26 protein-coding genes are annotated in these 23,964 nt (G+C 73.3%); 15 read left to right on the top strand and 11 right to left on the bottom strand.

All coding sequences use genetic code 11. From position 1 onward, the window contains the following. Positions 1 to 63: 63 nt before the first annotated feature. On the bottom strand, positions 64 to 840 hold the full coding sequence (locus BLT36_RS11510; protein ID WP_092095271.1) for an endonuclease/exonuclease/phosphatase family protein: 777 nt from the start codon (positions 838 to 840) through the stop codon (positions 64 to 66). A 134-nt stretch (positions 841 to 974) separates the two neighbouring features. Then, positions 975 to 2,381, bottom strand: coding sequence for an MFS transporter (locus BLT36_RS11505; RefSeq protein WP_217638298.1), 1,407 nt, complete (start codon positions 2,379 to 2,381; stop codon positions 975 to 977). 171 nt (positions 2,382 to 2,552) lie between these two features. Here BLT36_RS11505 and BLT36_RS11500 point away from each other — a divergent pair, with 171 nt between their 5' ends. The 5 genes from BLT36_RS11500 to BLT36_RS11480 are packed head-to-tail and all read left to right on the top strand — an operon-like array spanning position 2,553 to position 7,918. Further along, complete coding sequence (locus BLT36_RS11500) at positions 2,553 to 3,776, top strand: alanine racemase (protein ID WP_175529613.1); 1,224 nt, start codon at positions 2,553 to 2,555, stop codon at positions 3,774 to 3,776. Next, positions 3,776 to 4,618 carry an IclR family transcriptional regulator gene (locus BLT36_RS11495; RefSeq protein ID WP_092095268.1) on the top strand — a complete coding sequence of 281 codons (843 nt, stop codon included), beginning with the start codon at positions 3,776 to 3,778 and terminating at the stop codon, positions 4,616 to 4,618. Before BLT36_RS11500 ends, BLT36_RS11495 begins: the two co-directional genes overlap by 1 nt. Then, the gene (locus BLT36_RS11490; RefSeq protein WP_092095267.1) at positions 4,615 to 5,592 is read left to right on the top strand and encodes a sugar kinase; all 978 of its coding nucleotides are present in this window, start codon (positions 4,615 to 4,617) and stop codon (positions 5,590 to 5,592) included. Before BLT36_RS11495 ends, BLT36_RS11490 begins: the two co-directional genes overlap by 4 nt. Before the next feature lie 11 nt (positions 5,593 to 5,603). Next, a complete protein-coding gene (locus BLT36_RS11485; protein ID WP_092095265.1) occupies positions 5,604 to 6,278 on the top strand; it encodes a bifunctional 4-hydroxy-2-oxoglutarate aldolase/2-dehydro-3-deoxy-phosphogluconate aldolase in 675 nt (224 codons plus the stop codon). After that, complete coding sequence (locus BLT36_RS11480) at positions 6,275 to 7,918, top strand: N-acyl-D-amino-acid deacylase family protein (RefSeq protein ID WP_254787584.1); 1,644 nt, start codon at positions 6,275 to 6,277, stop codon at positions 7,916 to 7,918. Before BLT36_RS11485 ends, BLT36_RS11480 begins: the two co-directional genes overlap by 4 nt. 60 nt (positions 7,919 to 7,978) lie before the next feature. Here BLT36_RS11480 and BLT36_RS11475 read toward each other — a convergent pair whose 3' ends face one another. Then, entirely contained in the window at positions 7,979 to 8,365 is a 387-nt protein-coding gene (locus tag BLT36_RS11475; RefSeq protein ID WP_092095263.1) for a RidA family protein, read from the bottom strand. Positions 8,366 to 8,597: 232 nt separating this feature from the next. Here BLT36_RS11475 and BLT36_RS11470 point away from each other — a divergent pair, with 232 nt between their 5' ends. Next, positions 8,598 to 9,842, top strand: coding sequence for a hypothetical protein (locus BLT36_RS11470; protein WP_092095261.1), 1,245 nt, complete (start codon positions 8,598 to 8,600; stop codon positions 9,840 to 9,842). A 31-nt stretch (positions 9,843 to 9,873) separates the two neighbouring features. Here the strand turns inward: BLT36_RS11470 and BLT36_RS18755 are convergent, their stop codons facing one another. The 3 genes from BLT36_RS18755 to BLT36_RS11455 all read right to left on the bottom strand — a co-directional run bounded on the left by BLT36_RS18755 (position 9,874) and on the right by BLT36_RS11455 (position 12,680). Then, complete coding sequence (locus BLT36_RS18755) at positions 9,874 to 10,365, bottom strand: pyridoxamine 5'-phosphate oxidase family protein (protein ID WP_175529612.1); 492 nt, start codon at positions 10,363 to 10,365, stop codon at positions 9,874 to 9,876. A gap of 396 nt (positions 10,366 to 10,761) precedes the next feature. Continuing rightward, a complete protein-coding gene (locus BLT36_RS11460; RefSeq protein WP_092095258.1) occupies positions 10,762 to 11,385 on the bottom strand; it encodes a hypothetical protein in 624 nt (207 codons plus the stop codon). Positions 11,386 to 11,570: 185 nt separating this feature from the next. Beyond that, positions 11,571 to 12,680, bottom strand: a complete 1,110-nt coding sequence (locus BLT36_RS11455; protein WP_254787583.1) for an LLM class flavin-dependent oxidoreductase — start codon at positions 12,678 to 12,680, stop codon at positions 11,571 to 11,573. An 83-nt stretch (positions 12,681 to 12,763) separates the two neighbouring features. Here BLT36_RS11455 and BLT36_RS11450 point away from each other — a divergent pair, with 83 nt between their 5' ends. Next, positions 12,764 to 13,672 carry an SDR family oxidoreductase gene (locus BLT36_RS11450; RefSeq protein WP_092095256.1) on the top strand — a complete coding sequence of 303 codons (909 nt, stop codon included), beginning with the start codon at positions 12,764 to 12,766 and terminating at the stop codon, positions 13,670 to 13,672. A 101-nt stretch (positions 13,673 to 13,773) separates the two neighbouring features. Here BLT36_RS11450 and BLT36_RS11445 read toward each other — a convergent pair whose 3' ends face one another. Together BLT36_RS11445 and BLT36_RS11440 are read right to left on the bottom strand one after the other, a co-directional pair. Next, complete coding sequence (locus tag BLT36_RS11445) at positions 13,774 to 14,484, bottom strand: SGNH/GDSL hydrolase family protein (RefSeq protein WP_139166444.1); 711 nt, start codon at positions 14,482 to 14,484, stop codon at positions 13,774 to 13,776. Positions 14,485 to 14,603: 119 nt separating this feature from the next. Further along, entirely contained in the window at positions 14,604 to 15,392 is a 789-nt protein-coding gene (locus tag BLT36_RS11440; protein ID WP_092095252.1) for an NRDE family protein, read from the bottom strand. A 65-nt stretch (positions 15,393 to 15,457) separates the two neighbouring features. On the opposite strand from BLT36_RS11440, the gene BLT36_RS11435 reads away from it, so the two are divergent. From BLT36_RS11435 to BLT36_RS11400, 8 genes are all read left to right on the top strand, one after another. Next, positions 15,458 to 16,759 (top strand): bifunctional phosphopantothenoylcysteine decarboxylase/phosphopantothenate synthase, encoded by a 1,302-nt coding sequence (locus tag BLT36_RS11435; RefSeq protein WP_092095812.1) that lies wholly within the window; start codon positions 15,458 to 15,460, stop codon positions 16,757 to 16,759. A 90-nt stretch (positions 16,760 to 16,849) separates the two neighbouring features. After that, on the top strand, positions 16,850 to 17,248 hold the full coding sequence (locus BLT36_RS11430) for a DoxX family protein (RefSeq protein ID WP_092095251.1): 399 nt from the start codon (positions 16,850 to 16,852) through the stop codon (positions 17,246 to 17,248). Next, positions 17,245 to 18,036, top strand: coding sequence for a YqjF family protein (locus BLT36_RS11425; RefSeq protein WP_175529611.1), 792 nt, complete (start codon positions 17,245 to 17,247; stop codon positions 18,034 to 18,036). The genes BLT36_RS11430 and BLT36_RS11425 overlap by 4 nt, the downstream gene beginning before the upstream one ends. After that, the gene (locus BLT36_RS11420; protein WP_092095249.1) at positions 18,033 to 18,467 is read left to right on the top strand and encodes a DUF1810 domain-containing protein; all 435 of its coding nucleotides are present in this window, start codon (positions 18,033 to 18,035) and stop codon (positions 18,465 to 18,467) included. Before BLT36_RS11425 ends, BLT36_RS11420 begins: the two co-directional genes overlap by 4 nt. Positions 18,468 to 18,596: 129 nt before the next feature. Continuing rightward, on the top strand, positions 18,597 to 19,247 hold the full coding sequence (locus BLT36_RS11415; protein ID WP_092095247.1) for a GntR family transcriptional regulator: 651 nt from the start codon (positions 18,597 to 18,599) through the stop codon (positions 19,245 to 19,247). Between the two features lie 175 nt (positions 19,248 to 19,422). Beyond that, a complete protein-coding gene (locus BLT36_RS11410; RefSeq protein WP_092095809.1) occupies positions 19,423 to 19,884 on the top strand; it encodes a MarR family winged helix-turn-helix transcriptional regulator in 462 nt (153 codons plus the stop codon). A gap of 287 nt (positions 19,885 to 20,171) precedes the next feature. Beyond that, positions 20,172 to 21,047 carry an aggregation-promoting factor C-terminal-like domain-containing protein gene (locus tag BLT36_RS18750; RefSeq protein WP_175529610.1) on the top strand — a complete coding sequence of 292 codons (876 nt, stop codon included), beginning with the start codon at positions 20,172 to 20,174 and terminating at the stop codon, positions 21,045 to 21,047. A 71-nt stretch (positions 21,048 to 21,118) separates the two neighbouring features. Then, complete coding sequence (locus BLT36_RS11400; protein ID WP_092095245.1) at positions 21,119 to 22,267, top strand: low temperature requirement protein A; 1,149 nt, start codon at positions 21,119 to 21,121, stop codon at positions 22,265 to 22,267. A 132-nt stretch (positions 22,268 to 22,399) separates the two neighbouring features. Here BLT36_RS11400 and BLT36_RS11395 read toward each other — a convergent pair whose 3' ends face one another. Genes BLT36_RS11395 through BLT36_RS11385 form a run of 3 tightly spaced genes read right to left on the bottom strand, consistent with a single transcriptional unit; the run spans position 22,400 to position 23,957 of the window. After that, on the bottom strand, positions 22,400 to 22,708 hold the full coding sequence (locus BLT36_RS11395; protein WP_092095244.1) for a hypothetical protein: 309 nt from the start codon (positions 22,706 to 22,708) through the stop codon (positions 22,400 to 22,402). Further along, a complete protein-coding gene (locus BLT36_RS11390) occupies positions 22,705 to 23,406 on the bottom strand; it encodes an Asp23/Gls24 family envelope stress response protein (RefSeq protein ID WP_139166443.1) in 702 nt (233 codons plus the stop codon). The genes BLT36_RS11395 and BLT36_RS11390 overlap by 4 nt, the downstream gene beginning before the upstream one ends. Then, complete coding sequence (locus tag BLT36_RS11385) at positions 23,403 to 23,957, bottom strand: RNA polymerase sigma factor (RefSeq protein ID WP_092095240.1); 555 nt, start codon at positions 23,955 to 23,957, stop codon at positions 23,403 to 23,405. The genes BLT36_RS11390 and BLT36_RS11385 overlap by 4 nt, the downstream gene beginning before the upstream one ends. Positions 23,958 to 23,964: the final 7 nt, after the last annotated feature.

Raw genomic sequence — 23,964 nt, 5'->3', positions numbered from 1 at the left:
GCGGCGCGTCGCGCCCGCTCGGCGGCGCCGCTCGGTGGGCGACCGGCGGCGCGTCGCGCCCGCTCAGGCGGCGGGGGACTCGAGCGTGGTCACGGCGCCGGTCGCGCCCTGGTGCTCGTAGTGCGCGCGCACCAGGATCGGCCGGTGGTCGGAGATGCCGGCCGGCAGCGTCTCGACGCCGGCGATGTGCAGCCCGACGCTCGTGGCGAAGTCGAAGTGGCCCGTGAACTTGCGGTACCGGAGGTACGTCGGCTGGTCCGAGAGCGACAGCGCGAAGCCGTGCTGCTCGATCTTCCGGCGCAGGTTCGTCTGGAACCAGGGGTAGTTGAAGTCGCCGACCATGATCGCCGGGGCCTCGTTCGAGAGCTCGCGGAGGAACTGGTGCGCGGCCTCGATCTGCTTGCGGCGGAGCGAGTTGGTGGCGGTCAGCGGCGAGGCGTGGAACGAGGCCACGATGACCTCGGCGTCGGCCTCGTTGTCACGCAGGTGCATCGCGATGAGGCGTTCGTGCGCGGGTGCCAGGACCCGGTCGTGCAGCGACTTCTGGAGCGAGTGGATGCTGAAGTCCTCGACCTCGAACCGGTCGTCGCGCTTGTAGATCGCGAGACCGAGCCGGTTCGCCTTCGTCGAGGCGGCCAGGGACAACCCGGCGACGGACGGCGCGAGGTCGTTGCTGTCGCACTCCTGCACGCAGATGACGTCAGCGTCGGAGGCCTCGGCCAGTGCGGCGAGCTCGCCGTTCGCGGTGTGCTCGCGGAGGTTGTAGCTGACGACGCGCAGCCCGGTCGGTTCCGCTGCCGTCTCGGCTGCGATCGTCCCCTGCTGCTCTCGCGCGGCCATGCTGCCTTCCTGTTCCGGGTGGTTCGGTCACCCTGCCGCGGTCACCGTACTCGGCGTTCGCAAACGGATGCTGAGACTGTAGCGCGGGCCGGGTTTCGTGCGTGTGACCGTGGCGAGAAACGGACGACGGCGCCTCAGGCGGGCACCCGGCGGGCGGGCCGGACGGTGTCGCCGGCGGTGCGGCTCATCAGGAGTCCCTCGACCATCGCCACCACGAGCAGGACCGCGATCACCCAGAACGCGGCGTCGTACGGCCCCGATCCGCCGAGCCCCGCGGCGGCCCGGATGACCACGGCGGCCACCGCGACACCGAACCCCGCCGCGGTCTGCTGCAGCGTGGAGGACAGCGTGTTCGCCGGCGTCATGTCGGCCTGCTCCACGTCGGCGAACGCGATCGTGTTGTACGCGGTGAAGCCGACCGAGCGCGCCGCTCCGCTGACGACGAGCAGCACCGCGAGCAACCAGAACGGGGTCTCTTCGGTCATGAACACCATCGCCACGACGCTCAGCGCTGCGACCGCGCTCGACACGATGATCACCGGCCGGTACCCGAACCAGCGGAGGAAGGGCGTGGTCATCGGCTTGATGCCGAGGTTGCCGACGAACACCCAGAGCACGGCGGACCCGGCGAGGACGGCGCTCCAGCCCCAGGCGTCCTGGAAGAGCAGCGGCAGCACGAACGGCACGGAGGACACGGCCAGGCGGAACAGGCTGCCGCCGGCGTGCGAGACCCGGAAGGTCTCGAGGCGGAACGAGTCGAGCCCCATGATGGGGTGGGGCGCCCGCCGGAAGTGCCAGACGGCGAGCCAGCAGCACACGGCGCCGAGGATGCCGAACAGCACCACCGCGAGCACCGGGACGCGGTCGAGGGCGAGCAGGGACGCCATCACGACGAGCGACCCGAGCCCGAAGCAGGCGAGGAGCGAGCCGAACCAGTCGAACGGGACCCGTTCCGCAGCCCGCTCCTGGGGGACGAGCACCAGGGCGGCGACGAACGCGACCACCCCGAGCGGGATGTTGATGAGGAAGATCCAGTGCCACGACAGGGTGTCCACGAGCACGCCGCCGACGAACGGGGCGATGATCGGTGCCGCGAGGGCCGGCCAGGTCAGGATCGCGATCGCGGTGACGAGCTGCTCGCGGCCGGCGCTCCGGAGCACGACGAGCCGCCCGACCGGCACCATGAGCGCGCCGCCGAGGCCCTGCACGATGCGCCAGATCGTCAGGTCGACGAGTCCGGTCGACAGCGCGCACAGCGCCGAGGCGACGGTGAACAGCGCGATCGCCCCGGTGAAGACCGTCCGCGACCCGATCCGGTCGGTGAGCCACCCGCTGACCGGGATGAACACCGCGAGTGTCACCAGGTAGGCGGTGATCGCCACGCCCACGGCGGCCGAGTCGACACCGAGGTCGCGCCCCATCGCCGGGGCCGCGGTGGCCAGGATCGTGCCGTCCAGGAGCTCCATGAAGAAGGTGCCCGCGACGAGCACGGCCACCGCCGTGCTCCCACGTCGTCGTGTCGTCGTCATCGTCGTCGCCATGTCGTGTCAAGGCTATGCCCGCACGGGTGGCGGACGGTGGAGATGACGGAGCCCGGCGCACGGCCGCTCCGCATCGTCGTTCCGCACTGCACAATGAGGACGACGGCGGCGTTGCCGGCGCACACCCGGCACCGGGAGCGTGGGGGCACCGCACGACGCAACGGAGGCTCGATGACGACCACACCCGCTCCCGGCACGGTCACCGCCAAGGGCGCACCGGATCCGGCGGCACCGGCGGACCGCCACGTCCTCGACCACGCCTACCTGCCGGTGATGACCCTGCGGGACTCCGCCCTGAGGAACAACACGGCGGTGATGCAGGCCTACGTCGAGCGGCACGGGCTCCTGTTCGCGCCGCACATGAAGACGCACATGGCGCCGGCCCTCGCCGAGCGCCAGATCGCCGCGGGTGCCTGGGGCGTCACGGTCGCGTCCGTCCAGCAGGCGATGGTCGCGTGGGAGCACGGCGTGCACCGGATCCTCGTCGCGAACGAGGTCCTCGACCCCGCGGGGCTCGCCTGGCTCGCGTCCCGCCGCGCGGCCGACCCGGACGCCGACGTCCTCTGCTACATCGACTCCCCCGCCGGTGTGGCAGCCGGCCGTGCGGCGCAGGACACCGTCGACGGCGAGCTGCACGTCCTGGTGGAGGTCGGGTTCCCCGGCGGTCGCACCGGCGTGCGCACCGCCACCGCCGCGCACGAGGTCGCGCTGTCAGCGCACGACGCCGGGCTCACCCTCCGCGGGGTGTCCGGGTACGAGGGTGGGCTGCCGGGCGTCGACGCCGCGCGGGACTACGTCGCTGGTGTGCTCGGGATCGCCGCAGCCGTCCGACCGCTCGTCGACGCCCCCGGAGCCCTGCTGAGCATGGGCGGGAGCGCCTGGTTCGACGGCGTGGTCGACGCCGTCGCGGAACGCCCCGACGACCTCGACGTCCTGCTCCGCTCCGGCGCGTCCCTCACCCACGACGACGGCTTCTACGCCGATCGCACCCCGTTCGCCCGCCACCCGGACGAGGGCGCGCTCATCCCGGCGATCGAGGTCTGGGGCCGCGTCACGTCCTGCCCCGAGCCAGGACTCGCCCTGGTCGCGGTGGGCAAGCGGGACATCTCGTTCGACGAGGGGCTGCCGGTGGTCCGGTCCGTCCGACCGCAGGGTCTGCCTGGAGGCGCGGCTGCCGGCACACAGGTCGTCCCACCACCCGGGGCGGTCACCGTCACCCGCCTCGACGACCAGCACTGCTACCTCACGCTGGCAGCGGGATGGGCCGGGCTGACGCCCGGCGACGTCGTCGTGTTCGGCGTCTCCCACCCGTGCACGGTGTTCGACAAGTGGCGGCAGGTGCTCGTCATCGACGACGACGAACGGGTCACCGACACGATCGCGACGTGGTTCTGATGCGGGCGACGACCCCGGTCGCCACGACCGACGACGCGCCTCCGGCCCGGAACGCCGCACTGTCCCTGCGCCGCGGGCTCCGCCTGCTCGACTGCGTCGCGGACCGCACCCGGAACGGCGAACCCTCGGTGTCGCTCACCGCGCTGGCGGCCGAGCTCGGCACCTCGAAGTCCACCGTGCTCCGGCTGACCGCCCCGATGCTCGAGAACGACCTGCTCCGCCGCACCCCGGACGCCGGCTTCACCCTCGGACTCGGCGCGCTGCTCCTCGGGCAGAGCTACCTCGAGGGCATCGACCTCCGCGCCGCCGCCGCTCCCTTCCTCCGTCGCACCGCCGAGGCCACCGGCCTGACCTGCCACCTCGTTGTGCCGGACGGCACCGACATCGTCTACGTCGACAAGGTCGAGACGCGCGGGACCGTCCGGATGGGCTCCCGGATCGGCAACCGACTGCCGATGCGGAACACCGCGTCCGGCAAGGCGATGGTGGCCTTCGGCGAGCCGGAGCTGCTCGCCCGGGTGCTGGCCGAGCCCGCGATCGCGATGACCGAGCACTCCATCGTCGACGACGACCGCTGGCGTGCCGAGATCGACCGGACCCACGGGCGCGGGTACGGCATCGACGACCGCGAGAACGAGCCGGACATCCGGTGCGTCGCCGCTCCGGTGCTCGACCACGCGAACCAGGTCGTCGGGGCGATGAGCATCTCCGGCCTCGCCTCCCGGTTCCCCGCCGCGGCCGTCCGTGAGCTCGGTGACGGCGTCGTCCGCACGGCGCTCGAGATCTCCGTCGCACTCGGCTCCTCGTCCGCCCAGCTCGCCCTGACGAAGGGCACCCGGTGACCGGCCGCGTCGTGACCCTCGGCGAGACGATGCTGCTCCTGACCGGGCGCGACGTCGGTGCCGTGCCGGACCTCGAGCACATGCGCGTCGACACCGGCGGTGCCGAGAGCAACGTCGCGATCGGGCTCGTCCGCGCCGGCGTCCCGACCACCTGGGTCGGCCGCGTCGGCACCGACCCCGCGGGCGACCGGGTCACCCGCGACGTCCGCGGCGAGGGCGTCGACGTCGTCGCCGTGCCGGACCCCGACCGCTCGACCGGCATCATGATGAAGGAACGCCTGACGGACGGACGGACCCGCGTCACGTACCACCGCCGGGGCTCGGCCGGAGCGGCCCTCCGCGCCACCGACCTGCCGACCAGCCTCGTCGAGCAGGCCGCGCTCCTGCACGTCACCGGCATCACGCTCGCACTCTCCGACGACGCCCGAGCGGCGGTGGAGGCGGCGATCGACCGCGCCGACACCGCCGGGGTCCCGGTGTCGTTCGACGTCAACCACCGACCGAAGCTCATCGACGCGGACACCGCACGCGAGCGCTACCGGGCCGCTGCGAGCCGCGCGGCGATCGTGTTCGCCGGCGACGACGAGGCCAGGCTCGTGCTCGGCCTCGCCGACGACGAGGGCGACGACGAGACCCTCGCGCACGAGCTCGCCGCACTCGCGGGCGGCCGCGCCGTCGTGAAGCTCGGGTCGCGGGGTGCCGTCGCGTCGATCGACGGGCGGTTCCTCCGCCGGGTCGCCACCCCGGTGCGGGTCGTCGACCCCGTCGGTGCCGGTGATGCCTTCGTCGCCGGCTGGCTCGCGGCGTCGCTGTCCGGCGCGTCCCCCGACGAGGCCCTCGACCGCGCCGCGGACGCCGGCGCCCTGGCGTGCACCGTCGAGAGCGACTGGCGCTGCCCGGACCCCGCCGCCCTGCACGCTCCCACCAGCCCCTCGGACGTCGACCACGCCGTCCACGACCGCGTCGACCGCTGAGGAACGAGACCATGACCGACACCACCAGCACCAGCTCCAGCACCAGCACCGACGTCACCGGGCCGGCCCGGCACCGGCACGCCGCGGGCCCCGCGATCGCGATCCTGCGCGGCGGGGACGGCGAGCACGTCGAGGACGTCATCGCCACCCTCGTCGACGCCGGGGTCCGGGCGATCGAGATCACCACGAACACCCCGCGCTGGCGCGAGGGCATCGCCTGGGCCACCGAGCGGTACGGCACCGCGGCGTCGATCGGGGTCGGGACCGTGCTCGAGCCCCGGCAGCTCGACGAGGCCGCGGCAGCCGGTGCCGTCTTCGCGGTCAGCCCGCACCTCGACGCCGAGATCGGGGAGCGCGCCCACGAGCGCGGGCTCGGCTGGTACCCGGGGGCTGCGACGCCGACCGAGATCGTGCGGGCCTGGCGGCTCGGGGCTCGCGCCGTGAAGGTCTTCCCGGCCGCGCAGCTCGGCGGTCCGGCGTTCCTCAAGCAGGTCCTCGCACCGCTCGACTTCGTCGACGTGATCCCCACCGGCGGCATCGGTGTCGACGACGCGTCCGACTACCTCGCCGCCGGCGCCGTCGCGGTCGGGCTGGGCTCACCGCTCGTCGGGGACGCCCTGACGAGTGGTGACCTCGATGCCCTGCGTGTCCGGGCCGAGCGGCTCGTCGCCGCACTCGCCCGGTGACCGAGCCGACGGCCGCGGTCCTGCTCCGGGGCGGATCGGTCCTGCTCCGGGGCGGATCGGTCCTGCCCGGGACGGAGACGCCACGGTCGCGCGCCGAAGAGGAGACGCCGGTGCGTGCCGACGTCCTGGTCGCCGACGGCCGGATCGTCGCCGTGGGCACCGACCTCGACGTCCCGGCGGACACCACCACGATCGACTGCGGCGAGCGCCTCGTCCTCCCCGGGTTCGTCGACGCGCACTCGCACGCCGGCTCCCTGGTGTTCGACGAGGCCGTGCAGCTCGGGCTCCTCCGCCAGGGCGTCACGACGATCGTGACCGGACAGGACGGCGTGGGCCCGGCGCCCGGGGACGGCTCGTACGCCGACCGCTACTTCGCCGCGATCGACGGCCCGCACCCGCGCTACCGGGGCGGCGGTGTCGCAGCGCTCCTCGCGACGTACGACGGCACGACGCCGGTCAACGTCGCGACCCTGGTGCCCGCCGGGACCGTCCGGCACGAGGTCCTCGGTGACGACGACCGCCCGGCGACCCCGGTCGAGGCGGAGGCGATGCGCGCACTGGTCCGGCAGGGCCTGTCCGACGGCGCGGTGGGGCTCGCGACGGGGCTCGACTACGTCCCCGGGCTGTTCGCCGACACCGCCGAGCTCGCTGCCCTCTGCACGGAGGTCGCCGCCGCCGACGGCCTGTACGTGTCGCACATGCGCGGCGGCTACGAGGGCAACGCCCGCGCGGGCCTCGACGAGATCGCCGCACTCGTCCGAGCGACTGGCGCCCGTGCCCACGTGTCACACCTGCACGCCCCGGTCGAGCTGGCGGTCACCGCCCTCGCGGAGCTCGAGGCAGCCGGCGCGCCCATGTCCTTCGACGCGTACCCGTACTCGCGCGGCTGCACGATCCTGTCGATGCTGCTCCTGCCCGCCGACCTCGCCCGCCCCGGCACCGAGGACCTCGCCCGTGCCGTCGCCGACGAGTCCGGGCGACTCCGGGTCCGCGGCGCCGTCCTCGACCGGGTGCTCAGCCGCGCCGACCTCGGCACGGGATGGGCCGACCAGATCACGCTCTCGCACGTGCCCGCCGCGGAGTTCCACGCCCTGCAGGGTCGAACGCTCGCCGAGGCCGCGGCGGCCACCGGCACCGACCCGGTCGACCTCGCGCTCGACGTCCTGGTCGACTCGGCGCTGCAGGTCACCGTCGTCATGCGGGTCCCCCGGCCCCGGACGGCCGACGAGCTCGCGCCGCTGTTCCGGCTCCCGGGGCACACCGCCGGGTCGGACGGCATCTTCGTGGGAACGCACCCGCACCCTCGCGCGTACGGCACCTTCCCCCGGTACCTGGCGGAGTACGCGGTGCCGGGCCGGCTCGGGTGGTCCGAGACCGTGCGGCACCTCGCCACCACGAGCGTCGACCGCTACCGGCTGGGCGATCGCGGCCGCGTCCGTGCGGGCGCGGTGGCGGACCTCGTCGTGGTGGATCCGGCGCGGGTCGCCGCGCGGTCGTCCTACGCCCACCCGATGCGACTCGCCGAGGGGATCGACGACGTCCTGGTCGCCGGCGTCCCGGTCCTCGCCGAGGGTGCCCTGACGCACGCGACCCCCGGTGCCGGACTCCGCCGGGACGGAGCGCACACCGGGGGTCGGTGAGGCTTCACTCAGCCACGGCGCACGCCCCAGCCCCGGCCGCGGCAGGCGCCCGGTCGGTGGTCAGGACCCGGTCGGAAGCACGGCGACGACGTCGATCTCGACGAGGATGTTCGCCAGGTGCGACTGCACGGTGGTCCGGACCGGGTACGGCTCGGAGAAGTGCTTCGCGTACTCCTCGTTGAACGCCGCGAAGTCCCGGTCGGAGTGCTCGAGGTGGACGGTCGACTTCACGACGTCGTCGAGCGTGGCGCCGTGCTCGGCGAGGACGGCGGCCACGTTGGCCAGCACCTGCGCGGTCTGCCCGGCGACGTCGTCGGCGATCCGGCCGGTCGCCGGGTCCTGCGGGCCGAACCCGGCGGTGTAGATGAACCCGTTCGCGACGATCCCCTGGCTGTACGGCCCGGCGGGCTTCGGGGCGGCGTCGGTCACGATGGCGGTCTTCGGCACGGGTGCTCCTCGGTTCGTCTGGATGAGGACTCCAGGCTAGGCGGGAGCCCTCCGACGAACCCGGCCACCCGCCGGGCTGGTTCCGCTCTGCACAACGCGAGCTGCGCCTCCAGGCCGACGGACCGCGGCCCTGACGGACCGGGCGCGCCGCGCCGATGAGGAAGCCACAAGGAAGCCGCGTCTACGCTCGGAGCGTGCGCCCTGCCCTGCCCGAACACCGCGGAGTGCCGCGGTGACTCGACTCGACGGGACCCTGACGGAGTCGATCGCCAGCGGACGACGTCGGCTCCTCGACCTCGCGACCAGTCTGCCCGCGTGGGCCGCCGTCCTCCTCGTGTGGACCGGCGGCCGCATCGTGTCGACGTTCTGGCTCGCGCTGGCCTTCCCGCTCATCGGTCGGGCGCTGCCCGAGAACGCGATCTGGGGCAACGACCACGGCTTCCTCAACTTCCTGACGGCGTGGGACGGCCAGTACTACGAGCAGATCTCGGTGCACGGCTACCCGACGACGCTGCCGCTCGACGCCGGCGGCCACGTCGCACAGAACGCCTGGGCCTTCCTGCCCGCGTTCCCCTTCACGATCAGGATGCTGACCGCGTCGACCGGTGTCCCGTTCGACGTCGGGGCGCCCGCGATCGCGCTCCTCGCCGGGCTCCTCGCCACCTACCTGCTGCACCGGCTCGTCCGCGACCGTGCGGGCAACGCGGCGGCGCTCTGGGCCGTCTTCTTCTTCACCTGCGGGCCGCTGTCGTTCCTGCTGCAGGTCGGGTACGCCGAGAGCATGTTCCTCGCCCTCACGTTCGGCGCGCTCCTCGCCCTCGAACGACGGCGGTACGGGCTGCTGACGCTCCTCGGGGTGGTCGCCGCCTTCACCCGACCGGGTGCCCTGGCGATCCCGCTCGTCCTCGGCGTGATCGCCCTGGTGCGCTGGATCCGTGCACGTCGGACCGAGGGGGTCCGGTCGCTCGACGCGTTCCCGGTGGCGGAGCGCGTGCGGGTCGTGGCCGCGGGCGTCACGATGGTCGTCGCCGGGTTCGCCTGGCCGCTCATCGCCGCGCACGCCACCGGCACCCCGAACGCCTACCTCGAGACCGAGATGTCGTGGTGGGTGAACTTCATCGGGCGGGTCGACTTCATGCCGCTCACCCCGTGGTTCCTCATCGCCGCGCGCTGGCTCGGCGTCGGCGGGGTCCTCATCGTGGTGTTCCTGCTCGTGTCCTACCCGGTGTGGCTGCTCCGCCGGTCGACCCGGAAGCTCGGGTTCACGACCGTGGTGTTCTCCGCCGCGTACGCGCTCTACGTCTTCGCGGTGTCGCTGCCGATGGCGTCGACGCCCCGGCTGCTGATGCCGCTCGCGCCGCTGTTCGGCTCCCCCGAGCTCGTGGCGAAGCCCTGGATGCGCTGGACCCTCGTGGTCTGCGCGATCCTCGGGCAGCCGGTGCTCGTCGCCGTGCTGTGGCTGCTCGGCCCCCCGTGACGAGGAACCGAGCAGCCGGACCGAGCACCGGCTAGAGCTCGACCGTTCCGTGGTCGCCGGTGTCGGGCTGGCTCTGCTTGCCGAGCGCGGCCTTGATCGTCTGCACGAGGCTGCCCACCGGGCCGGTGTCCTGGGTCCAGTACTCGACCGAGTCCCCCTCGACGGTGAGGAGGCGGATCGAGGGGTCCTGACGGCCCTCCGGGAACCAGGCCTCCGCGAAGGGCGACCACAGCTCGTCGATCACGGAGTCGTCCTTCGTGACCGTGGCGGTGCCGGCGATGGACAGGTAGCCACCCTGCGACTCGATCGCGACGTTCACGTGCGGGTTCCGGGCGATGTCCTCGACCTTCTCGCTGCCGTCCTGCACGAGGAAGCGGAGTGTGCCGTGGAAGGCCTTGTCCTGCACGGCGAGGGGCCGCGCGTGCAGCTGGCCGTCCTCGTTCACGGTCGTCAACAGTGCCGTGTGGGCTCCGTGGACGATGTCCGAGATGGCTGCTCGCCGGTCTGCCTCTGTGTCGGTCATGGTGCTCCTCTCGCGTCGTGCGCCCCGTTGTGCTCGACGTGCGGCCGGGTCTCCCCGGGGCGCGTTCCGTTCCGGCCAGTCTGCCCCTCGACGCTGGGCGCGTCCGGCGTTTCGCCCGGGCATCGGCCTGGAGGCGCGGTGCGGCTCCCACGCGCGCCCACGGCTCGGATGCGTGCGCACCGAACGACACCGCACCCGTCGATCGACAGGTGGGACGTCGGAACATGCACACGCACCCGATGCGTGCGCACCGACCGACACCGCACCCGTCGATCGACAGGTGGGACGTCGGAACATGCACACGCACCCGATGCGTGCGCACCGAACGACACCGCACCCGTCGATCGACAGGTGGGACGTCGGAACATGCACACGCACCTGGGGCGGTCCGACGCGTCAGGCGGGCTCGCGGATGGTCGTCTCGACGTCGACGACCTGCGGGATGCGCGGCATCGACGCGAAGCCGAACGCCACGGGCGGGTCGAGGGGTGCCAGGGAACCGAGCGGTTCGTCCGCCCAGGTCCCCCGCACGCCGGTGACGTCGTGGGCACCGGTGACGCCGTAGTACTCGCGTCGGCCGCCGCCCGCCGTGCCGGCCGTGCCCGATCCGGGAGCGACGAGACGCGCCACGGGGTCGATCACCGCGAGCCACCGGGGGTCGCGGGCGATCGGCTTCGGGACGATGCGGAGGATCCGGCCGAGCGGCGAGATCGTGCCGACGTCGATGGTGGCCCGCAGCGATCCCGCGGCGAGCTCGAGGCCGCTCGCGGTCCGTCGTGCGGTGATGTCGACGACCGACACGGTGTCGAACCGGTAGGTGCCGGAGACGTAGGCGGCGACGATCTCGTCCGGGGCGAGCAGGACGCTGGTGCCGTCGGGGAGTTCGAGGAACACGTCCGTGAACGCCCCGAACGGCGATCGGTCCCACATGCCGACGACGAACCGCACGCCCGAGGTGGTGCCGACGCCCATGATCCGGCCACGGAAACGACGTTCGACGGTGCTGGGACGGGACGGCATGCCGTGGACGGTACCCGGCGCTCCCGTGAGCCGATGTCGGCGGGCCGACCCGCGCCTCCAGGCCGTGCTCCGGCGCCCCGGCGAGCAAGCGCACGTGCTGAACACCGGTGTTCGTCTGCCGAACCCACAGATGCCGCGGTGCGACGGACGAACACCGGTGTTCAGCGGAGGCTCCCCGCCGCGATCTACGGGACGGGGACCGGCTCGGCCAGCAGCTCGCGCACGCGCGGCGCGACCTGCGTGCCGTAGAGCTCGATGGACCGCATCATGTCCTCGTGCGGCAGGCGACCCGTCGCGTACCGCATGTCGAAGCGCGAGGCCCCGAGGATCCGCATATTGCGGGCGATCTTCCGCGCGACCGTCTCCGGCGAACCGACGTAGAGCGAACCGCCGGCGGACAGGCCCGCGCGGTACCCGGCGACGTCGAGGGGCGGCCAGCCGCGCTCCCGACCCAGCTGGTCCGTGACGGCTTTGTGGTACGGCCAGTAGCGGTCCGCCGCCTCCTCGTCGCTCGCGGCGATGAAGCCCGGCGAGTGCATGGCGATGGGCTGCTGCGGCAGGTCGAGCTGGGCGAGCGCCTGGCGGTAGAGCCGCGAGAACGGAGCGAACTGCGCGGGCTGCCCACCGATGATCGCGAGGAACAGCGGCAGGCCGTACGACGCGGCGCGGATGACGGACTGCGGCGACCCGCCGACGCCGATCCAGGTCGGGATCGCGCCGTGCTCGAGCTTCGGGAAGACGTCCTGGTCGACGAGCGACGCCCGCTTGGTGCCGGACCAGGTGACGGCGTCGCCGCCGCGGAGGGAGGCCCAGAGCTGCAGCTTCTCCTCGAAGAGCACCTCGTAGTCGGACAGGTCGAACCCGAAGAGCGGGAACGACTCGGTGAAGGACCCGCGGCCGAGGATGACCTCGGCGCGGCCGTTCGAGATCGCGTCGACGGTGGCGAAGCGCTCGTACACGCGGACCGGGTCGTCCGAGGAGAGCACGGTGACGGCGGAGCCCATCCGGATGCGCGACGTCGACGCGGCGATCGCGGCGAGGACGACCTCGGGGGCGCTCACCACGAAGTCGGCGCGGTGGTGCTCACCGACGCCGATGAAGTCGATGCCCACCTGGTCGGCGAGGACGGCCTGGTCGACGACGTCGCGGATGCTCTGCGCGTCGGACTTCAGGCTGCCGTCGGCGCGCTCGGTCACGTCGCCGAAGGTGTCGAGGCCGAGCTGCACGGGGCCGATCCGCTCGGGTGCGGGCGGCGGCACGTCCGAGGGGCGGTCGGTGCCGAATGCGTTGCTCATGTCGAGCCTCCAGATCGATGCGTTTGCATCAACATAGCACGGTGGGTCCCGGACGTCGAGGCCGTCCGTGTACGGTCGCCCGCATGCCGAAGATCCCTGACCAGACCGGACGTCGCATCGTCGTCACCGGTGCCAACAGCGGGACCGGGAAGGAGACCGCGCTGCGCCTCGCAGGTGCCGGCGCCTCGGTGGTGCTCGCCGTCCGCACGACGGCGAAGGGCGACGACGCGGCGGCCAGCATCCGGGCCGCGCACCCGGGGGCGGACGTCGAGGTGCGCGAGCTCGACCTCGCCGACCTCGCGAGCGTCCGACGGTTCGCGGCCGGGATCGTCGCGGACGACCGACCGCTCGACGTCCTGGTGAACAACGCCGGCGTGATGGCCCCGCCGACGCGCTTCGAGACCGTCGACGGGTTCGAGCTGCAGTTCGGCACGAACTTCCTCGGCCCCTTCGCGCTGACGAACCTGCTGCTGCCCGTGCTGCTCCGCTCCCCCGACGCCCGCGTCGCCACGATGTCGAGCATCGCCGCGGTGCCCGGCCGGATCCGGTTCGACGACCTGCAGTGGGAGCACGGCTACAACGGCTGGCGCGCGTACTCGCAGTCGAAGCTCGCCGATCTGCTGCTCGCACTCCACCTGCACCGCCTCTCCGTCGAGGTCGACTGGTCGCTAATGAGCACCGCCGCGCACCCCGGCTACACCCGGACGAACCTGCAGTCGGCCGGGCGGTCCCTCGGGCGCGCGAAGCCGGCCAAGGCCAGCAACCGCGCTCTGCCGTTCACGCAGGCCGTCGAGCAGGGTGCGGAGCCCCTGCTGTACGCGGCGGTCGGCCCGAACGCGGTGGGCGGCGCCTACTACGGTCCCTCCGGGCCGTTCGGGTTGACCGGTCCGACCACCCTCGCGTCGATCCCGCGCTCGGCGCGGAGCGCCGACCTGGCCCGCTCGCTGTGGGCGGTCGCCGAGGACCTGACCGGGACGCGTCCGCCGGTCTAGCAGGGCTGCCTGGAGGCGCGGGTCGTCCCCGCCTCGTCACCGCGGGTGGTCGTGGCGTCAGAAGCGGGTGGTCGCGGCGTCAGAAGCGGGTGGTCGCGGCGTCAGAAGTGCACGTGGTCGCGGGCGAACGCCGCGGTCACCGCCGCGGCGATCGCCTGCTGCCCCCGGACCGTGGGGTGCACGTCGTCGGACTGCATCCAGGTCGGGTGCCCGCGGAGCGGCTCCCCGATGTCGACGTACGTCCCACCCTCGCGGCGCAGTGCGGTGCGCATCGCCTTCGAGATCGCGGCGAGCTGTGCGGGCGGCGGGTCCTGGTCCCAGATCGCGCTGAGGCCGATGAGGGTCGCGTGCGGGAGTCGCCGGTGGACGTCGTCGACGACCCGGTCGGTGGCGCTCCGCACCTCGGCGGTGTCCAACCCGAGGTCGTTCGAGCTGGCCTGCACGATGACGACCTGCGGCCGGAGGTCCACCGCACGCTTCACCAGCGTCGCGTACGCGCTCGCGCAGTCGTCGGCGTCGCCGAGTGCGGCCACGCCGGCGCCGTCGCACGACAGGTTCGTCAGGGACCACCCCTGCTGGTCGGCGACCCGGGCCGGCCACGCCTCGGCCGTCGTCAACCCGTGGCCACCGGTGATCGAGTCACCGATCACCACGACGCCCACCCCGGCGGCGTCGTCCCACGCCCGGGTCGTCACGGTCGCGGACGGTGTCGTGTCGGCCGCGACGGAAGGATCCTCGCTGCACGCGCCGAGCACGAGGACCGCGCCGAGGGCCAGGGCGACGAGCAGCAGGGGCCGGGATCGGGTGGTCACGAACGGCGAAGGTACGCCGCCCGGACGAGCAGCGACACGCGCCGGACCGCGACGGCGCTGCGGGTGCACTCAGGCGGCGCGGTTCCGGGGCCGGGAAGCACGGGACGCCCGTCGCCGGGTCAGGCGTGGTGCAGCTCGACCGATCCGTCGAGGCGTCCGGGCTCGGTGAGCCGGGCGTGCTGCAGGACCGTCCGCGCCGGGCCGACGGCAGCCGCGACGATCGACAGCGTCGCGACGTGCCCCTCGTGCTCCTGGGCGTCCCGGAGGATCGCGTCGGAGTCGTCGGACGGCAGGGCTGCCGACTCGGCGAGGACCCCGAACCAGCCGCTCCAGCCGTCGCCGGCGTCGTCGCCGGAGTCGGCGGCGCGGAGCTCGTCGAAGGGTCCGAGCTCGGGTGGCCCGACCGGAGCCGCGGCCGCCCGGAAGGCGTCGAGCCACCGGCCGATGCGCGGTGCCGCCGGGTCGTCGGGTTCGCCGTGCGTGACCATGTGCACGCCGGGACCGAGCACGGTCGTGCGCACCTCGGCGCCGTCCCACGTCACGACCTCGGCCCCGTCGGCCGTCGCCCGGACGAGGTTGAACGCCCGTGTCGTGGGCACGGTGCCGTCGTGGCCGGGCAGCGCCCCGGTGACGGCGTCGAGCGGGACGACCCCGCGCGTGGTCCAGGTGCCGTCGTCGCTCGGCACGTCCTCGCCCCGGTTCAGCACCACGGCGAGCCCGGCCGCGTCCGACGCGGCGAGCCACGCGCCGCCCGCCGAACGGTCCCGGACGCCCCGGACCGAGGCGTCGCGCTCCGGCCACCACGCGGCGGGCGGGTCCCACGGACGCTCCGGCGACTCGTCACGGAGGGCGAGCATCGTGACGGGCCACTCGGCGCCGGGTTCGACACGGACGACGACGGTGCACATGCGGTCGATCCTCGCACGGGTGCCCGGGTAGCGTGACCGACGTGAACGCAGCAGCAGAGCGCCGCCTGACCGTCGTCGTGGGCATCACCGGGGGGATCGCGGCCTACAAGGCCGTGGGCGTCGTCCGCGAACTGGTGAAGCGGGGGCACGACGTCCACGTCGTCCCGACCGAGGGGGCACTCCGCTTCGTCGGACTGCCGACGCTGGAGGCCCTCAGCCGGAACCCGGTCACGACGAGCGTCTTCGAGGACGTCGCCGAGGTCCGGCACGTCTCGCTCGGCCGTCGGGCGGACCTGGTCGTCGTCGCCCCGGCCACCGCGGACTCCCTCGCCCGGATGACCGCGGGCCTCGCGGGCGACCTGCTCGGCACGACACTGCTCGCGACCGAGGCACCCGTCGTGGTCGCCCCCGCGATGCACCCGCAGATGTGGGAGCACCCGGCCACCCGGGCGAACATCGCCACCCTCCGGGAGCGCGGCGTCCGGTTCGTCGGCCCGGTGGTCGGGGCGCTGACGGGCGACGACGCCGGGATCGGTCGGATGGCGGAGCCCGAGGACATCGTCGCCGCCGCACTCGCGGTCCTGGACCACCCGGGCGCCCACGCCAGCGGCTCGGCCGACGTCAGCAGCGCCGCCGGCACCGGCGACCCCGCCGGAACGAGCAGCGCCGCCGGCACCGGCGCCCGAGGCGAGCAGGGCGACCTCGCCGGCGTCCGCGTCGTCGTCAGCGCCGGTGGCACCCGCGAACCGTTCGACCCCGTCCGCTTCGTCGGCAACCGCTCGTCGGGTCGACAGGGCATCGCGATCGCCGCGGACGCCGCCCGCCGCGGAGCCACGGTCACGGTGGTCGCCGCCAACGTCGAGGGGTCCCTCACCGCGGGTCTCGACGCCGAGGTGGTCCCGGTGGGCTCCGCCCTCGAGCTCGCCGCTGCCGTGCACGCTGCCGCCGCCGACGCCGACGTCGTCGTGATGACCGCCGCGGTCGCCGACTACCGCCCGGCCGAGGTGCACACCGAGAAGCTGAAGAAGGACGCGCAGGGCGACACGATGACGCTCGAGCTCGTGAAGAACCCCGACGTCCTCGCCGACCTCGTCGCCGCCCGCCGCACCGGACAGATCATCGTCGGGTTCGCCGCCGAGACCGAACCCGACCGGGCCGCCCGCATCGAGCTCGGGCGCGCGAAGATCGCCCGGAAGCCGGCGGACCTGCTCGTCGTGAACCACGTCGGCTGGTCGCACGGGTTCGAGCGCGAGGAGAACGCCATCGAGGTGCTCGTCCCGGGCGGCGAAGTGGTCCGCGAGACCTCGGGCAGCAAGGCCGAGGTGGCGACGGCGGTCCTCGACCTGGTGGCGACCGCCCTCACCTGAGCCGCGATCGGGACTGCACGCCGGCCCCCCCTCAGCCGGACCTGAGCGCTCTCCGTACGCGCCGAGCGGGAGGCCGGGCACGATGGACCCATGCGACGACGCGAGCGCCAACGACGCGCCACCCGCACCGCCACCCTCCTCGCCGTCGTGCTGGGCGGAGCCGGTGTCACCCACTTCCTGCGGCCGAGGACCTACGACCGCATCGTCCCCGATGCCCTGCCACCGCGGCTGACGACGGTCGCCTCGGGCGTCGCAGAGCTCGGCATCGCCGCTGGCCTGGCGATCCCGGCGACCCGACGCGCCGCCGGCTGGGCTGCGGCGGCGCTGTTCCTCGCCGTGTTCCCGGCGAACCTCAAGATGGCGAACGACCTGCTCGACAGCCCCCGGTCGACCCGCGCGATGCGGCTCGGCTCGGTGCTCCGCCTGCCCCTGCAGGCACCCCTCGTCGCCTGGGCCGTGCGCGTCGGTCGGCACGCGCCGAAGCGGTGACCGAGCCCGCGCGGGCCCGCGCCGCGGTGCCGCTGCTGCACCGTCCGGTGACGGTGCACGCGTGGGAGGACATCGTGTTCGCGCACTGGCGTCACGACCCGGGGTCGTTGGCCGGGCTGGTCCCGCGCGGCACCCGTCCGGACGTGGTCGACGGCAGCGCCTGGGCGGGGCTGTCGGCGTACGTCTTCCGCGAGACCCGGGTCCCGCCGTTCCCGCCGTCCGGGCGGCTCGGCACGATGACCGAGGTCACGATCGAGGTGCTCACGGTCGACGACCGCGGCCGCCGCGGGGTCGCGTACCGCACCGTCGACACGGCGAACGTGCCGGCGATCGTCGCCGCGCACGCCCTGCTCGGGGTGCCGTACACGTTCGCGCACGCGCGGGCACGACGTCGCGGGGACACCCTCGCGTACCGGTCGGTCCGGCACCCGGCCCGGCCCGGCAGGCACCCGGTGCGCTGGGTGCGCGGCAGGACGGGTCGGCCGGGAGGCACGGTGCAGCCCCGCCACGACGCCTCGTTCCGCGTGGTGGCCGGCGACGTCGTCGACTCCCCGCTCGCGACGGAGCTCACGACGCGTGCGGGGATCCACGCCCGTCTGCTCGCGCAGACGCTGTTCTGGCAGCGCGAGCACCCGCCGCTGACGATCCGGTCCGCGCGGCTCGAACGCCTCGAGGGTGATCTGCCCGACGCCGTCGGCATGCCCGGGCTCCTCGACCGCGAACCGGACTCGCTGCTCGTCGTGGACGGCACCACCGTCCGCTACGGCTGGGGGGACGTGGTCCGGTGACCGTCGAGCCGGACCGCTTCGACCGCTTCGTGCAGGCGCAGGAGGGCGTCCACGAGACCGCGCTCGCCGAGCTCCGGAACGGCCGGAAGACCTCGCACTGGATGTGGTTCGAGTTCCCGCAGCTGGCCGGCCTCGGCCGGAGCGCCACCGCGCAGCACTACGCGATCGACGGACTCGACGAGGCACGGGCGTACCTCGACCACCCGGTGCTCGGGCCGCGGCTGCTCGAGGCCGCAGCCGTCGTGGCCGCGGCACCCGCACGGTCGGCGGACGCGCTCCTCGGTGGGGTCGACGCGATGAAGCTGCGGTCCTCGATGACGCTGTTCGCGCGTGCCGCCGACGACGACGCACCGTTCCGAGCCGTGCTCGAGCGCTGGTACGGCGGCACCGAGGACCCGGTCACCCTCCGACTCCTGCACCCGCACGACTGAGGGTCCGGTGACACTCCCTGATCCGACCGGAACGCCGCTGTCATATCAGGTACGGTGAACCATGCGTCCGCACCGAACGGTCGGCTGCACCAACCCGTCCCCTGCCGCCACGATCCCGGAGGAACCCGCATGCCGGTCCCCAGCAGCGCACCGACCGAGCACCAGCTGCTCCGCGACACCGTCCGTCACAAGATCCACGACGCGATCATGGACGGCACGCTCGAGCCCGGGGAGCGCCTGAACGACGACGAGCTCATCGCCTGGCTCGGCGTCTCCCGCACCCCGATCCGCGAGGCCCTCAGCCAGCTCGCCCGCGCCGGCCTGATCGAGATGGCACCGAACCGGTACACGCGGGTGACCACCCCGAACCCGTCCGAGGTCGTCGAGGCGCTGCAGACGCTCGGGGTCCTCTTCGGCGGTGTCGTCCGCCTGGCGGTCCCACGGCTCACCGCGAGCGCGAAGAAGAAGATCCTGACGCAGCTCGACGCCACCATCAAGGACTACGAGGCGCACGACGTGCCCGCGGTCAACCGCGACGCCCTCGGCGTCTTCGCCCTCTACGTCGCAGAGTGCGGCAACGAGAACCTCCAGCGCGTCTGCCGCGACACGATGGACGGCCTGGCGTTCCGGCTCCGGCTGCCGAACCTCGACGAGCTGATCGACTGGGACCAGATGACCGCCGACTTCCGACGCCTGCGCGAGGCGACGGCATCCGGTGACAACGTCGCCGCGGAGCTCGCGACCGAGGCCATCCACCTGCTTCCGGGTGAGAAGCGCTGACCCGACCTGAGGACCCGCTCAGGAAGCCGCCCGTCTCGCCCGCGCGAGGCGGGCGGCCCGCGTTCCACGTGCCTCCAGGCCCGCTGCCGGTGACTGTCGCACGCCGTGGCCGCCACGCGCTCACGGGAGCCGGTAGCATCGCCCCGACCACCCGTTGGACGACCCGGAGCACCGCATGAGCCACCGCCAGCCGGACCGCACCGAGATCGCGGCGCGCCTCGCCGCCGCGGTCGGCCGGATCAACCGACGCGCGCGCAGCGACTCGGCCTCGCTCGGGTACGGTCTGGTCTCCGCCCTCGCCACCATCCAGCGCGAGGGACCCCTGCGCCCAGGCGACCTGTCGCGGATCGAGGTGGTCACGAAGCCGACCATGACCCGCATCCTCACCGAGCTGGAGCAGCGCGGGTTCATCGAGCGCGAAGCCGACCCGCGCGACGGCAGGGCGTTCATGGTGACGGCGACCGCCGAGGGTGTCGCCGCCGTCGAACGCGCACGGTCCGACCGCACCGGGATCGTCGCCGAACTCATCGCCGAGTTGGCCGACCAGGACGTCGACGCGATCGCCGCTGCCCTCGACGCTCTCGAGCGCGTGGCACAGGGCGAGCGCACCCAGGAACCTCACACCTCGAACGCCTGATCCGGTCGTTACCGAACCGTTACCGACGGGTGGACGGACGGTTCTGCCAGTCCTCCTGGACCCGGCGTCCAGGCTGACGCGTCATCGTGTCGGCTTCGCCCATCGGCGGCCACCCCACGGTCGCCGGCCGGCGGACGGACGGGCCCCACACCACCGTCCGGTCCTCCCCCGGCTCGCGAGCTCACGACGACGGACGTCCCCACGTCACGTTCCCCTGCGCGCTCCCCCCACCACCCGCGCGCACCGTCCTGAGCCACGCACCACGAGCCGGCCGACCACCGGAACCGATGACAGGACGCAACACCGCTCTCCCCACGACCACCACGGCCTCGACTCGACGTGAGGCCCTGAACTCCCCCAACCGACGACTGCGCCGGGCGCTCCGCCGCCCCACCACCTTCATCGTGGGCGGCGCAGCGGTGCTCGCCGTCGCCGGTGGCATCGCGACCGTGGGCACGCAGCCCGCGATCGGTGAAGCCCTCGGCATGCCGACGGCCAGCGCAACGTCCGGACCGGCGCTCGACGGCACCGACCTCGACCGCGCACAGGCGGCCGCGACGATCGCCACCGCGAAGGACGTCGTCGACACCGCCAACGCGAAGACCGACACGACGACGCTCGAGCGGCGGATCGACGCGCTCGGCGACTACCGGAAGCTGTCCGGTGGCGCCCTGACCTCGCGCATCGTCTCGACCGTCGACGCGAGCACCGCCGTCGCCGACGCCAGCGCCACGCAGGACAAGCGGGACGCCGACGCGAAGGCAGCCGCCGAGGCCGCGGCACAGCGGGCCGCGGCCGAGCGAGCCGCTGCCGCGAAGGCCGCCGAGGCCGCACGCAAGCTGGCCGAGTCGAACACCCCGGCGGGTGCGAAGGCCACCGCCAGCGCGCTCGCGGCGTCGAAGTACGGCTGGGGCGCCGACCAGTTCCAGTGCCTCGACAACCTGTGGACCAAGGAGTCCGGCTGGAACTACCAGGCCGTCAACGCGAACGGCGGCGCGACCGGCATCCCGCAGGCCCTGCCCGGGTCGAAGATGGCGACGATCGCCGCGGACTGGCGGACCAACGCCACCACGCAGATCACGTGGGGGCTGCAGTACATCAGCGCGTCGTACGGCACCCCGTGCGCCGCGTGGGCGCACTCGCAGGCGTCGAACTTCTACTGAGCCGGCGACACCGCACGCCGAGATCGACCCCGGGTCCAGCACCCGGGGTCGTTCTCGTGTAGGCATACCGGGTGACCACCATCGGACTCCGCCGCATGGCACCCCGGGACCCCACCGAGGGACACCGCGCCGCCAGCCCTCTCGAGCTCCTCTTCGACCTGGTCTTCGTCGTCGCCGTCGGGTTCGCCGCGATGAACCTGCACGAGATCGAGGCCGAGGGGCACGTCGCCTCCGCCGTGCTCTCCTACGGCTTCGTCTTCTTCGCGATCTGGTGGGCGTGGATCAACTTCACCTGGTTCGCCACGTCGTTCGACACCGACGACTGGCTCTACCGCGTGATGACGTTCGTGCAGATGGCCGGGGTGCTCGTCCTCGCCGCCGGCGTCCGGGACGTCATGGTCGACGGGAACACCCTCATCGTGGTGCTCGGCTACGTCGTGATGCGCCTCGCCCTCGTCGGCCAGTGGCTCCGCGTCGCGGTCTCGTCGCCGGAGTTCCGCCGCACCGCGCTCCGGTACTCGGTGGGCATCGTCGTCGTCCAGGTGCTCTGGGTCCTCGCGGTGCTGCTGCCGTACGACGTGGCGCAGTTCGTCATCCCGGTCCTCATCCTGCTCGAGGTCCTCGTGCCACCCGTCGCCGAGGCCGGTGCCCGCACCACGCCCTGGCACACCCGGCACATCGCCGAGCGGTACTCGCTGTTCACGCTCATCGTCCTCGGCGAGGGGCTCGTCGCCTCGGCGAACGCGGTCATCGACGGGATCGCGCACGCCGACCACCTGGGGTCGCTGCTCGTGCTCGCCGCGTGCGGGCTCGTGATCGTCGCCGCCCTCTGGTGGATCTACTTCTCCCGGGAGCAGCACGCCCACATCCGGTCCCTGCCGACCGCGCTCGTGTTCGGCTACGGCCACTACTTCGTGTTCGCGGCCGCCGGAGCCCTGCCCGCCGGGATCGAGGTCGCGGTGAGCGCGGACGCCGGCGAGGCCGACCTGTCCCACGCCACCGTCGCCGCGACCATCGCGGTGCCGGTGGCACTGTTCGTGCTGTCGATCTGGGCGCTCGCGCTGCGGCCGACGCTGACGATCGGGTTCAACGTGACGATCGTCGCGCTCGCACTCGCTGTGGTCGCGAGCATCGCCGTGCCGGAGGCGTCGCTGGTCGCGACCGCCGCGCTCGTGACGGCGATCGTCGTGGTCCTGGAGGTCGCGGAACGCCGGGAGTGACGCACCGCGTGCCGCTGCGGACGCGACCTGGTGACGGCCTCGGGGCCACCGCCGTCGACGTGACCCGCCGACGGCCTGGAGGCGCGGGGCGGCGCCGCCACGTGCCTCCAGGCCGTCGGGTGGTGGCGGACGTCAGCCGACGCGCGCGACGCGGACGTCGACCCGGCTGAGCGCGAGGCCGTGGGCCTCGGCCACCGCGAGTGCGGCGAGGTGCGCGGCGCGCGCCGTCTCCGGTGCCGGGAGTTCGCCGTCGGTCCCGATGACGATGCGGAGGACGTCGTCGTCGAGGACGACGCGTGCGAGCGAGGTGTGCGTCGCGAGCCGCTTCGCGGCGTCGATGGTGCTGCTGAGGGTCGGGCGCGCGTGGTAGAGCTCGCTGACACCGGGGACCGCGAGGACCGCTGCCTCGACGGCGGTCAGGGTGTCATCGCTGGTGCTCATGCGTGGTCCTCCTCGTCGTCGATCGGGCTCGTCGTGTCGGTCGGGGTCGTCGTGCCGGTCGGGGTCGTCGTGCCCGTCGGGGTCGTCGTGTCCGTCTCGTCGTCCGGTGTCGGGGGCAGCAGGTCGCGGACCACCACGTCCACCGACTCGACGACCAGGTCGGTCTGGGTCTCGAGCACCTCGGCGACCGTCTCGCGGACGGTGGCTGCGACGACCGGGATCGTCGCGCCGGCGCGCACCGCGATCTCGACGACGACCCGGACGGGCGCACCGAGCTCGACGACGTCGCCCTCGAGCACGCACCGGGCGATGAGGGCGTCCGGGACGCCGTCGCCGGCGCTCCGGACGAGTGAACGGATCGCGCCCTCGGTCATCACCGGACGTTCGGTCGGGGCCTCCGGGCGGAGCGGGACGTCACGGCCGGCGCGCGCCTCGATCGAGATGTTCGCGAGGACACCGCTGATCCACGACTCGTCGGCCGGCGCCTCCTGCGCTGCGGCCGCGTCGAGCGAACCGAGGGACGACTGTCGGAGGCGGACGATCGCGGCGAGCGCGTTCTGGCACGCCGGGGAGTCGTCGATGGTCGGGTCGGCCGGCAGCATGCCGGCGTCGAGGTAGTCGGCGAGCTCGTCGATCGTGTGCCCGTCGAGGTCGTCGGGTTCGAGGGAGTCGAGCCGGACGGAGTCTGGTTCGGTCATCGCCATCCCTCCATGAGACGGATCATGTTCTTGCGGGCCCGGGACAGCAGTCCACGGACGGTCGAGGTCGGGAGGTCCAGTTCCTCGGCGATCTCCTCGTAGCGGTACTCGAGTACTTCCTTCATGATCCAGCACCGCCGCTGCGCTTCGGGCAGTTCGGCGAGCGCCGTCTCCACGGCTTCCTCACGCGAGCGGGCCTCGGCGACGCGCTCCGGGGCGTCCTCGGCCGGCGCGGCGACCTCGAGCTCCGTCACGTCGTCGTGCACGCGGCGGGCGCGGATCCGGTCGAGGCACTTCCGGCTGAGGATGCGCATCAGCCACGACTTCACCTTCGCCTGGTCCTCGAGCGCGTCGAGCCGGTTCCACGCCGTGATGAAGGTCTCCTGCACGACGTCGTCGAGCTCGTCGGTGGAGCCGAGGGTACGCCGGGCGTACGCGCGGAGCAGCGGCGTGTACCGCCGGATGAGGACCTCGAACGCCCGCACGTCACCGTCGGACGAGCGACCTGCGAGGACGGCGTCGTCGAGGTCGGTGAGGGGCTGGTGTGGCACGGTTTCC

This window comes from Curtobacterium sp. UNCCL20 (assembly GCF_900101675.1).
Taxonomy (GTDB): Bacteria; Actinomycetota; Actinomycetes; order Actinomycetales; family Microbacteriaceae; genus Curtobacterium.
The sequence above is the reverse complement of the archived record's forward strand: the minus strand, read 5'-3'. Positions and strand labels throughout refer to the sequence as shown.

Bases quoted from the DNA above. Each gene is read 5' to 3' on its own strand.
- BLT36_RS11510 (WP_092095271.1), bottom strand. From the start codon at position 840: ATGGCCGCGCGAGAGCAGCAGGGGACGATCGCAGCCGAGACGGCAGCG.
- BLT36_RS11505 (WP_217638298.1), bottom strand. From the start codon at position 2,381: ATGGCGACGACGATGACGACGACACGACGACGTGGGAGCACGGCGGTG.
- BLT36_RS11500 (WP_175529613.1), top strand. From the start codon at position 2,553: ATGACGACCACACCCGCTCCCGGCACGGTCACCGCCAAGGGCGCACCG.
- BLT36_RS11495 (WP_092095268.1), top strand. From the start codon at position 3,776: ATGCGGGCGACGACCCCGGTCGCCACGACCGACGACGCGCCTCCGGCC.
- BLT36_RS11485 (WP_092095265.1), top strand. From the start codon at position 5,604: ATGACCGACACCACCAGCACCAGCTCCAGCACCAGCACCGACGTCACC.
- BLT36_RS18755 (WP_175529612.1), bottom strand. From the start codon at position 10,365: ATGACCGACACAGAGGCAGACCGGCGAGCAGCCATCTCGGACATCGTC.
- BLT36_RS11460 (WP_092095258.1), bottom strand. From the start codon at position 11,385: ATGCCGTCCCGTCCCAGCACCGTCGAACGTCGTTTCCGTGGCCGGATC.
- BLT36_RS11455 (WP_254787583.1), bottom strand. From the start codon at position 12,680: ATGAGCAACGCATTCGGCACCGACCGCCCCTCGGACGTGCCGCCGCCC.
- BLT36_RS11450 (WP_092095256.1), top strand. From the start codon at position 12,764: ATGCCGAAGATCCCTGACCAGACCGGACGTCGCATCGTCGTCACCGGT.
- BLT36_RS11440 (WP_092095252.1), bottom strand. From the start codon at position 15,392: ATGTGCACCGTCGTCGTCCGTGTCGAACCCGGCGCCGAGTGGCCCGTC.
- BLT36_RS11430 (WP_092095251.1), top strand. From the start codon at position 16,850: ATGCGACGACGCGAGCGCCAACGACGCGCCACCCGCACCGCCACCCTC.
- BLT36_RS11415 (WP_092095247.1), top strand. From the start codon at position 18,597: ATGCCGGTCCCCAGCAGCGCACCGACCGAGCACCAGCTGCTCCGCGAC.
- BLT36_RS11410 (WP_092095809.1), top strand. From the start codon at position 19,423: ATGAGCCACCGCCAGCCGGACCGCACCGAGATCGCGGCGCGCCTCGCC.
- BLT36_RS18750 (WP_175529610.1), top strand. From the start codon at position 20,172: ATGACAGGACGCAACACCGCTCTCCCCACGACCACCACGGCCTCGACT.
- BLT36_RS11395 (WP_092095244.1), bottom strand. From the start codon at position 22,708: ATGAGCACCAGCGATGACACCCTGACCGCCGTCGAGGCAGCGGTCCTC.
- BLT36_RS11390 (WP_139166443.1), bottom strand. From the start codon at position 23,406: ATGACCGAACCAGACTCCGTCCGGCTCGACTCCCTCGAACCCGACGAC.